The organism is Geminisphaera colitermitum TAV2 (assembly GCF_000171235.2).
Lineage (GTDB): Bacteria > Verrucomicrobiota > Verrucomicrobiia > Opitutales > Opitutaceae > Geminisphaera > Geminisphaera colitermitum.
In genome coordinates, this window is record NZ_ABEA03000128.1 from 1 (window position 1) to 10,527 (window position 10,527).

General features: G+C 61.5%; 7 protein-coding genes. 6 read left to right on the forward strand and 1 reads right to left on the reverse strand.

The window, feature by feature from the left end:
* The 5 genes from OBACDRAFT_RS15560 to ileS form a co-directional block, all read left to right on the forward strand.
* Positions 1 to 935, forward strand: a 935-nt coding sequence (locus OBACDRAFT_RS15560; protein WP_157837122.1) for a helix-turn-helix transcriptional regulator, incomplete at its 5' end; no start/stop codon positions are given.
* 647 nt (positions 936 to 1,582) lie between these two features.
* The gene (locus OBACDRAFT_RS15565) at positions 1,583 to 2,896 is read left to right on the forward strand and encodes a cytochrome ubiquinol oxidase subunit I (protein WP_043587162.1); all 1,314 of its coding nucleotides are present in this window, start codon (positions 1,583 to 1,585) and stop codon (positions 2,894 to 2,896) included.
* Positions 2,897 to 3,060: 164 nt separating this feature from the next.
* Positions 3,061 to 4,095: a cytochrome d ubiquinol oxidase subunit II gene (locus OBACDRAFT_RS15570; RefSeq protein WP_043587164.1), complete on the forward strand. Its 1,035-nt coding sequence runs from the start codon at positions 3,061 to 3,063 to the stop codon at positions 4,093 to 4,095.
* A 6-nt stretch (positions 4,096 to 4,101) separates the two neighbouring features.
* Positions 4,102 to 5,952, forward strand: coding sequence for a YgiQ family radical SAM protein (locus OBACDRAFT_RS15575; RefSeq protein ID WP_052362094.1), 1,851 nt, complete (start codon positions 4,102 to 4,104; stop codon positions 5,950 to 5,952).
* Between the two features lie 47 nt (positions 5,953 to 5,999).
* On the forward strand, positions 6,000 to 9,005 hold the full coding sequence (ileS, locus tag OBACDRAFT_RS15580; RefSeq protein ID WP_043587166.1) for an isoleucine--tRNA ligase: 3,006 nt from the start codon (positions 6,000 to 6,002) through the stop codon (positions 9,003 to 9,005).
* Here the strand turns inward: ileS and OBACDRAFT_RS29925 are convergent.
* The gene (locus OBACDRAFT_RS29925) at positions 8,936 to 9,451 is read right to left on the reverse strand and encodes a hypothetical protein (RefSeq protein WP_157837123.1); all 516 of its coding nucleotides are present in this window, start codon (positions 9,449 to 9,451) and stop codon (positions 8,936 to 8,938) included. The genes ileS and OBACDRAFT_RS29925 overlap by 70 nt on opposite strands.
* A gap of 25 nt (positions 9,452 to 9,476) precedes the next feature.
* Here OBACDRAFT_RS29925 and OBACDRAFT_RS15585 point away from each other — a divergent pair, with 25 nt between their 5' ends.
* Complete coding sequence (locus tag OBACDRAFT_RS15585; protein WP_157837124.1) at positions 9,477 to 10,499, forward strand: TraR/DksA family transcriptional regulator; 1,023 nt, start codon at positions 9,477 to 9,479, stop codon at positions 10,497 to 10,499.
* Positions 10,500 to 10,527: the final 28 nt, after the last annotated feature.

Consider the following 10,527-nt stretch of genomic DNA (forward strand, 5'->3'; position numbering starts at 1 on the left):
ACGCAGGGGAGGCGGGGGAGGAGCCAGCAACTTTGGCGACTGGCGGCGACGGGGAGGACGATGTGATGGTGGCGGCGGCGGTGTGGAGCGGTCCGTATTTCCAGTTCGATGGAGGGGTGTCGGGTGTGACTTATGCGCATCCTTACGATCTGTCGATCAACACGATTTCCAATTCGGTTTGCTGGGTGCTGACGCTGGAGGGCGAGGCGGTGTTTGAATGCGGGGGAGGGGGGCATTCGCTGACGTTGAGGCCGGGGATGGTGTTGGTGTATCCGCAACCGCTCAATGGGCGTCTGGTCACGCGCGAAGGGCGTCCATGGCGGCGGCTTTGGATCAAGGTGCGCGGGGAGTGGGGGGTGGGGGCAATGCTGGCGCTGGGGGCGGCGCATGGCTGGGTGGCGAGGATTCCGTTGTCGTCACGGGTGGTGCGTCTGGCACGGGAGTGGGTGGATTATTGGAGTGTGCATCGCGGAGAGCCATCGGTGGAGGGATCACGGGCGGCGTTCGAGTGGCTGGCGGAGTGGTGGCGTTTTTTGTGTATCCAAAAACCGGTTATGAATGGGGATGGAGTCGCGCGGATGGATGAAGGGGGGGGGGGGGGGGCAGGTGCTGCGGAGGCGTTGCCGGATTTGCGGAGGTTGTTGTCGCGGTCGTTTTTCCGGCGCATCAAGACGATCAGCGGTTACGCGGCGCAGATCGGTTATTCGCGCGAGCATACGAGCCGCAAGTTGCGAGGGCAGTGGAGCAATGGGACGCCGGCCCAGATCGTGCGGAGGAATCGGCTGGCGCAGGCGGCGCTGGATTTGCGGCATACGCGGATGTCGGTGGCGGAGGTCGCTCAACGCGCGCAGTTCGCCTCGGCGGGGACGTTCATCGTGGCGTTTAAAAAACGGTTTGGGCAAACACCGCTGGCCTGGCGGCTGGGGAAAATATAAGGGAGGTCCTAAAAATTCATTTTTGCACAGAAGGTAACCAAGAAAACGAAGATAAAGGCAGGGAGTATAATGGTTTTTTCGACGTTTTCAGTGGAGACTCGATAAGTTGATATAGCGGGAGGTGGCGGGATAGCGCCCGTAGCGCAGGCATCTTGCCTGCCATCTAAATTGATTGCGCGAAGCGCGGTGACATCGGTTTGTCACGTAGTTCGGTGCTTTATTGCCAATCCGAACCGTGCGACTCACGAATACGCAGAGGTAACGGTTCGGGCTAAAGCTCCGAACTACGTCAAGGCAAGCGGCGCTTCGCGCAGTAGTTTGGATTGCAGGCAAGACCTCCCGCCCTGCGCTACGGGCGCTGCCGCGCCACCTCTCGTCTATCCACCGAAAACGTCGAAGAACCGTATAATGTGTTTTAATTTATTTATTTTCAATGGGTTGTTGAGAACAAACGTTTTATCTCAATTGGTTGTCTTCGTTACCTTCTGTGCAATTTTTAGAGGTTCCCATAAGCGGCTCACGCGCGGTGCCTCGTTGTGCTTATGCGGCTTGCTTCCAAAACTTATACCTAGGCGTGGCGGGGCCGGGGCGTTTGCCGAATCGGCGGGGGGTGCTTCCGTGACCTTTTCCCATTTTCCCATCCACTTATGGACGATCTTCTCGCCGCCCGCTCAACGATGGCCTTCTCGCTGGGGTTTCATATCATCTTTGCCGCGATTGGCATGACCATGCCGTTCTTCATGTCAGCCGCGCACTGGTTGCATTTGCGCAAGGGCGATCCGGCGTGCCTTGAGTTGACCAGAATGTGGCTCAAGGGCGTGGCGATTTTTTTCGCGGTGGGAGCGGTGTCGGGCACGGTGCTGGCCTTTGAATTGGGGTTGCTCTGGCCGGGCTTCATGCAGCACGCGGGGCCGGTCATCGGAATGCCGTTTTCCTACGAGGGCACGGCGTTTTTTCTGGAGGCGGTGGCCATCGGGTTGTTCCTCTACGGGTGGAAACGCATGAAGCCGTGGGTGCATTGGGCAACGGGGCTGGTGGTCGGGATATCGGGGTTTACGTCGGGGATTTTTGTGGTGGCGGCCAATGGTTGGATGAATGCGCCCGCCGGGTTCGACTGGGTGGACGGCGTGGCGGTGAACATCAATCCGGTGGCGGCGATGTTCAACCGGGCGTGGCTGCACCAGACAATCCACATGCAGCTTGCCGCGCTCCAGGCGGTGGGATTCGCGGTCGGCGGGATTCACGCGTTCCTGTGGCTGCGCGGACGGGCGCGGGGGCTGCATCTGACGGCGATCAAGATTTCGATGACGTTTGGCGCGGTGGCGGCGATCTTGCAGCCGCTGGCGGGGCATTTCGCGGGGCAGCGGGTGGCGGAGTTGCAACCGGCGAAGCTGGCGGCGATGGAGGGGCATTTTGAAACGGGACGGCGCGCGCCGCTCTACATCGGAGGCATCCCGGATGTGGAATCGCAGACGATGAAGTGGGGCATTCCGCTGCCGGGGTTGCTGAGTTTCGTGGCTCACGATGACTTCAACGCGGAGGTGACGGGGCTCGACCAGTTTCCGCGCGAGGACTGGCCGCCGGTCGTGATCACGCATGTGGCGTTTCAGGTGATGGTCGGTATTGGCGGAATCATGACGCTGGCGGGGGTGTTGTTCTTTTGGTTTTGGTGGCGAAGGCGGAGACGCGAGGTGGTTTTCCCGAATTGGTTTTTATGGGTGCTCGTGGTCTTGATTCCGGCGGGCATGGTGGCGATCGAGGCGGGGTGGATCGTCACGGAGGTGGGGCGGCAGCCGTGGATCATTTACGGCATCATGCGCACGAGGGATGCGGTGACGCCGGTGCCGGGCATGGCATACCATTTTTATCTGTTCCTCGTGCTCTATCTCGCGCTGGCGGCGGCAACGGTGTGGCTGTTCCGGCGTCAGGTGCTGGCGGCTCAACGGAAGTTTGAAAAATGAGAGACGGATTTTTAACCACTCATGCACACTAATGGACACTAATATCAGGAATCAAAATTGTATCCAAAATTTAGCTACATTCCATGATTCAGCCACGCCGTCCGATTTCTTTTCATTAGTGTCTATTAGTGTGCATTGGTGGTTAACCTGATTTTTCCGTGATTATGATCGACGTTCTTATTTTTTTTATCGGCGCTTCGCTGTTGCTCTACGTGTTGTTGGGCGGGTCGGACTACGGGGCGGGGATTTTGGAATTGCTGCCGGCGGGCGGGCGGCGCGAGGCGCAGAAACATGTCATCAACGAGGCGATGGGACCGGTGTGGGAGGCCAATCATATCTGGCTGATTTTGGTGATCGTGGTGCTGTTCGTGGGGTTCCCGACGATCTTCACGACGTTGATGGTGGCGTTGCATATCCCGATGCTGGCGTTGCTGGTGGGGATCGTGGTGCGTGGGACGGCGTTCACGTTCCGGCACTACGACGCGATTCAGGCACCGGCTTCACAGCGGGTTTACACGGTGTTGTTCGGTGTATCCAGTTTGTGGAGCGCGTTGTGGCTGGGAATCATCGTGGCGAGTCTGGGCCGGGGGCTGATCGACACGAGCGCGGAGGCGGCGCACGAATTGGGGCCGTGGGGCGTTTACGTTGCGCCTTGGTGGGGTGCGTATCCGCTGGCGGTGGGGCTTTTTGTGGCGTGCATTTTTGTGTTTCTGGCCTGCGTTTACTTGATCGACGAAACGGAGGACGCGGGGCTGAAGCGGCGGTTCACGCGATGCGCGGCGGTGTTCAACTGCGCGGTGATCGTGGCGGGTGGCGGGGTGTTTGCGGCGTCGTATGGCGAGCGGGAAAGTCTGCCGTCGGTGTTTTTCAGGAATCCGCTGACGCTGGGCGTGATGGCGCTGGCGACGTTGTTGTTCGTGGCGTTGTGGATGGCGATCTGGCGGCGCAACGTGCTCGTCACGCGCATTGTGGCGGGCGGGCAGGTGACGTTGATTTTGCTGGGGTGGTGGCTGCTCTACGCGCCGGTGGCGGTGCTGACGGCGGGCGGGCCGCTGAGTTTTTATGCGGAGGCGGCGCCGCCCGCGGTGTTGTTGCAACTGGTGATCGCGCTGCTGGCGGGGAGTTGTTTTATTTTCCCGAGTCTGGTGTTTCTGCTGCGGGTGTTCAAACGGCGGCTCAACGACGCCGAACGTAGTTAACCACTCATGCACACGCACACGGATACCAATCGCCAGAAGCCGCCGCCGCTCTCCGCTTTTTTGCCCACGTCGAAAAAGGAGATCGAGGCGCGCGGCTGGACGGATGGCGCGGACGTGATCCTGTTCACGGGCGACGCGTATGTGGACCATCCTTCGTTTGGCGCGGCGGTGATCGGGCGCGTCCTGGAGGCGCAGGGATGGCGGGTGGCGATTGTGCCGCAACCCAACTGGCGCGACGACCTGCGCGACTTTCGCAAGCTGGGGAGGCCGCGGCTTTTTTTTGGCATCTCGGGCGGGTGCATGGACAGCATGGTCAACCACTACACGGCCAACCGCCGCCTGCGTAGTGACGATGCCTATACAGCGGGCGGCATGGCGGGGCAGCGACCGGATCGCGTGGTGACGGTGTATTCAAAAATCCTGAAAACCCTTTATCCCGACGTGCCGCTTGTCATCGGCGGCATCGAGGCCTCGCTGCGCCGGCTCACGCATTACGATTACTGGTCCGATTCGCTGCGTCCCGGCCTGCTCGTGGAGAGCGGCGCGGATCTGCTCGTTTACGGTCTGGGCGAGAAACCGATTTGCGAAATCGCCACCCGCCTTGACGCCGGAGAGCCCGTTTCGGCACTCACCGACATCAAGCAGACCGCATGGCTCGCCACGTCCGCCGACACCGCTGCGGCGGCAGGGGAGGGGGGGGGGGGGGGGGGAGAGACCGGAAGTGGCGGGAGGGGGAAACGCGTTGTGCTGCATTCCTTCGAGGAGTGTCAGGCGGACAAGCGCAAGTTTGCCTCCAACTTCCGTCGCATCGAGGAAGAGTCCAACCTCATGCACGCCTCCACGCTCGTCGAGTCCGTGGGTGACCGCGCCGTGGTCGTCAACCCGCCGCATCCACGACTCACGCCCACCGAGACCGACGCCTCGTTTGACCTGCCTTACACGCGCCTCCCGCATCCGCGTTATGTCGGCAAACGCATCCCGGCCTACGACATGATCCGCCACTCGGTGACGATGCATCGCGGATGTTTTGGCGGATGCAGTTTTTGCACGATCTCGGCGCATCAGGGGAAATTCATTTCCGAGCGCACCGAAGCCTCGATCCTGCGCGAAGTGGATCGCGTGACGGCCATGCCGGACTTTGCGGGCAATCTCAGCGACATCGGCGGACCCTCGGCCAACATGTATGGACTGCGCGGCAAGGACGAAACCATCTGCGCCCGCTGCCGCCGCCCCTCGTGCCTGCACCCGCGCGTGTGCCGCAACCTCAACACCGACCTCACCCGCCTGACCGCGCTCTACAAAAAAGTCCTCGAACACCCCCGCGTGAAACGCGCCTTCATTGGCAGCGGCATCCGCTACGACATCTTTATCGACGATCAAACCGGCAAGTTTCGCTCCGCCGACGGCCGCGCCTACTTCGAGCAACTCGTGCGCCACCACGTTTCCGGACGCCTCAAGGTTGCGCCCGAACACAGCGCGCCGCACATCCTCAAACACATTCGCAAGCCCGACTTCGCCATGTTCGAGGCGTTCAAGGCGGCCTTTGACGAAATCAACGAGCGCGAAAACCTCCGCCAGCAACTCGTGCCCTATTTCATATCGAGCCTCCCCGGTTGCCGCGAATCCGACATGTCCGCGCTCTCCGCCGACCTCAAGCGCCTCGGTTACCGGCTGGAGCAAGTGCAGGACTTCACGCCCACGCCCATGACGCTCGACTCCACCATCTACCACGCCGGCATCGACCCCTATACCGGCCAGGAAGTTTACGTCGCCCGCGACCCGAACGAGAAACTCCGCCAGCGCGGCTATTTTTTCGACTACAAGAAACACCGTCGTCTGCCCCTTCGCCGCCCTTGACTCCCCCCCGGGCGCACATAGCCTCGCGCGCTTTTATTGAAAACGGCATGGCATCACACGCAGACCTGAAAAACACCCTTCAGCTTCCCAAGACGGATTTCCCCATGAGGGCGAGCCTGCCTCAGCGTGAACCCATCCGCGCGGCCCACTGGGAAAAACTCGGACTCTACGACGCCATCCAACAAAAACGCGCCGCCAACCCTGATTCCCCCGCCTTCGTCCTCCACGACGGCCCCCCCTTCACCAACGGCGACGTCCACATCGGCACCGCCCTCAACAAGTCCCTCAAAGACATCACGCTGCGCTACAAAACCATGCGCGGCTACCGCACCCCCTACGTCCCCGGCTGGGACTGCCACGGCTTGCCCATCGAGCAAAAAGTCACCCGCGAATTTCAGGCCGCCGGCAAAACCGTGGGCGTCAACCTCACCACCGCCGAGCTTCGCGCCCGCTGCGACGCCTTCTCCGAAGAATGGATCGCCCGCCAGACCGCCCAATTCAAACGCCTCGGCGTCCTTGCCGACTGGCCCAACGAATACAAAACCAAAGCCCCCGCCTACGAAGCCGAGATCATCAAGACCTTTGCCGCCTTCGTCGAAAACGGCCTCGTTTACCGCTCCAAAAAACCCGTTTACTGGTCCATCCCCTTTGAAACCGCCCTCGCCGAAGCCGAGATCGAATACAAAGACCACATCTCGCCCTCCATCTGGGTAAAATTCGCCGTGGACGCTACGGAAAGAAACCGTTACCGTTCTTACGAGAGAGTTGGTCTAACAACAGGCCGAAAGGATTCCGAGAGAGAGCTCCTTGGGGACAATCCATTCTTTAGCAAAGACTCGGTTTTTGTTGTTATCTGGACTACCACACCGTGGACACTTCCGGCGAATCTTGCGATTGCTGTCCATCCCGACATCGAATACGTAGAGGTTGTCCACGATAAAAAAACCTACGTCGTTGCATCAGCTCTCGCTGATGCCTTCATTGATACCTGTAAACTTACTGGAGCAACCAAGGGCAACAGATATAAAGGGATCTCCTTGGCAGGTCTTCAAACCCGCCACCCCTTCATCGACCGTCCCTCGCCCATCGTCCTCGCCGACTACGTCACTACCGAAAGCGGCACCGGCTGCGTTCACACCGCTCCCGGCCACGGCAGCGAAGACTACCTTACCGGACTCAAATACGGACTCGAAATCTACTGCCCCGTAGGTGACGACGGACGCTACCTCAACGACGGCAAAGTCCCCGCCGACCTCGTCGGCCTCACCTGCCTCGAAACCACCGAAGACCTCGACGCCAAACGCACCTCCCCCGCCAACATCGCCGTCCTCAAAAAACTCGACGCCGCCAACGCCCTCCTCGCCAAAGCCCGTTACACTCACAGCTATCCCCATTGCTGGCGCTCCAAGACCCCCATCATCTTCCGCGCCGTGGACCAGTGGTTTGTCTCCCTCGACAAAGCCGGACACCGCACAAAAGCCCTTGCCGCCATCGACCAAGTCCAATGGGTGCCCGCCTGGGGCGCGGCTCGCATTCGCGGTGCCGTCGAATCGCGTCCCGACTGGTGCATCAGCCGCCAGCGCTCCTGGGGCGTGCCCATCATCGCCTTTTACGGGCCAAGCCCCGACAAAACCGCCTACCTCGACGCCGGCGTCGCCCGCGCCGTGGCCGACAAAATCGAACGCAACGGCGGCACCAACTACTGGTACGAAACCCCCGCCGCCGAAATCCTTGCCGGCATCGCCCTCCCCCCCCACTGGCCCGCCCCCGGACAACTCACCTGCGGACGCGACACCCTCGACGTCTGGATCGACTCCGGCTCCTCCCACGCCGCCGTTCTCAAGCACGCCCAAGGCAACACCCGCTGGCCCGCCGACCTCTACCTTGAAGGCTCTGACCAGCACCGCGGCTGGTTTCAATCCTCCCTCTGGTGCGGCGTCATCGCCCAAGGCGGCGCGCCCTACAAAGCCGTCCTCACCCACGGATTCATCGTCGGCAAGGACGGCAAAAAAATCTCAAAGTCCGGCCAGTACGAAAAACCCCCGACCTCCGACAACTACATCGCTCAATACGGCGCCGACGTCATCCGCCTCTGGGTCGCCTCGCAGGACTTCACGCAAGACATCACCGTCTCCGACCTCGACAAAGACCTGAAGGACAAAGGCAGCATCCTCAACATCGTGGCCGAGGCTTACCGCCTCTTCCGCAACACCCTCCGCTACCAACTCTCCACCCTCCACGATTTCGATCCCGCAAAGGATGCCCTCCCCGTCGAACAACTCGACACCCTCGACCGCTGGGCGCTGCACCAGACCGCCCGCCTCCTCGCCGACTGCACCGCAGCCTACGACGCCTACGAATACCACCGCGTCATCACCGCGTGCAGCCAGTTCTGCGCCACCACGCTCTCCGCCGTCTATCACGACATCATCAAAGACCGCCTCTACACCCTCGCCGTCGATTCTCCTCTGCGCCGCTCCACGCAGACCGCCATTCACGGCATCTTTGACACCCTCGTCAAAATCCTCGCCCCTGTCATCACCTTCACCGCCGACGAAGCCTGGACCTACGGCACTGCCCGCAAAGAACTCGCCGACACCGCCGCCGGCACCATCCACCTCCAAGACTGGCCCTCCCCCCCCCCCCTCTGGACCAATGCCGAAATCGACACCGACGTCGCCGCTCTGCTCGCCATCCGCGCCAAAGTCACCGAAGCCATCGAACCGCACCGCCAGGCCGGCAAGATCGGCAAATCCCTCGACGCCGCCGTCACCCTTCACGCCGCCCCCGGCACGCCCGCGCGCGCCCTTCTCGAAAAACACCGCGATTCCCTCGCCGAGCTCTTCATCGTCTCGCATGTCACCCTCGCGCCTGCCTCACCCGCCGACGCCGCTGACGCACCGCTCACCGTGACCGTTGCCCATTGCCAGGACCACGGCCACGTCCGCTGCCCGCGCTGCTGGCGCTGGGTTCCCGCCCTCATTCAATCCACCGCGCACGACACGGAGCCCGTCTGTCCCCGCTGCGCCGAAGCCCTCGACGCGCAACCATAAATCAGCCACCGGTCCGCCGTATTCACAAACCCATTACGAAGAAAACGCGCCGCCCTCCTTCGCCTTCCATCACAATTTCCCCCCCCTTCCTTCCGAAGAAATGTTAGCAAACCCACATCCATAAACCCGTCTGTCCGATAAAACATCATGGCACAAAAACCCAAGAAACCCTCCCCCGCCGCCAGAAAAACCACGAAGACGTCCAAGCCAGCCAAAATTACCAAATCCGCCAAATCCGCCAAACCGGCCAAAGCCATCGTCCGAAAAAAGAAGCCGTCCGCTCCTGCAAAAAGCGCGGGCAAGCTTGTGAAACACAAAAGCGCGAAGAAGGTGGCGCCCTCCAAAACCAGACATCCCGTTTCCAAACCATCTCGCAAATCATCTTCCAAACCACCTTCCAAAGCCATCGCGCGACATTCCCACGCACCTGCGAAGAAGTCCGCCACGAAAGCTGTCAGCAAAACACACACTATGAGCAAAGTTCCGGCCAAGCCCGCCAAAAAGTCCACCGCAGCCACTACCAAGTCCAAGAGCGCCAAAAACAGCGCTCCGAAAAAAGCGTCGGTCGTGTCGGATAAAGCCAAACAGGCTGCTGCCAAGGCCGTGGCTCAAGCCGTGGCCGCCGCCAAGCCCAAGTCTCCCAAACCCGCCGCCTCCAAGCCGGCTCCTGCGCCATCACCCTCCCCCGCCCCCAAGCTGCCTCCGGCAGCCGGACCCGCCAAGACCTCCCCAGGCTCCAACTCGGCCAAGGACCGCCTGCGCAGCAGCATTCTGGCCCGCCGCGAGAAGCCCGCCAAGCCCATCGCCTTCACCCTTGACGAAGTCCGCGAGATTGCCGCCACCGCCGCCGCCGCCGAGACCACGCCCGAGCAGACCGCCGCCGCCGCCGCCAAAGCCAAGGCCGCCAAACTCGCCGAGGCCGAGGCCGCCGCCCGCTCCGCCGCGCCCAACCGCGTCAAAGCCGCCTCCCTTGCCGACATCCTTGGCTTCAACCCCGCCGTCAAAAAAAGCGTGGCCGAGAACGAGGAAGATCAGATCCCGGAAAAATTCCGCCGCTACTACAAACTCCTCATCGACCTGCGCAACCACGCCAGCGGCAAGCTCACCGAGCACACCGAGGACACCCTCCGCCGCTCCGCCAAGGACGACGCCGGCGACCTCTCCAGCTACGGCCAGCACATGGCCGACGCCGGCACCGACACCTTTGATCGCGACTTTGCCCTCAGCATGGTTGCCAGCGAGCAGGAAGCCCTCTCCGAGATCGAAGCCGCCATCCAGCGCATCAAAGCCGGCACCTACGGCATTTGCGAAATCACGCAAAAACCCATCTCCAAAGACCGCCTCACCGCCGTCCCCTTCGCCCGCTACTCCACCGAAGCTCAAAAAGAAGTCGAAAAAACCCGCTACCGAGTCCGCGGCCAGGCCGGACTCCTCGGCGAACTCGGCGGCGAAGAAAGCGGCAAGATGATGGACGACGTTGACGGCGACGAATAACACACCTCCGCCCGTCGGCGCCGATACC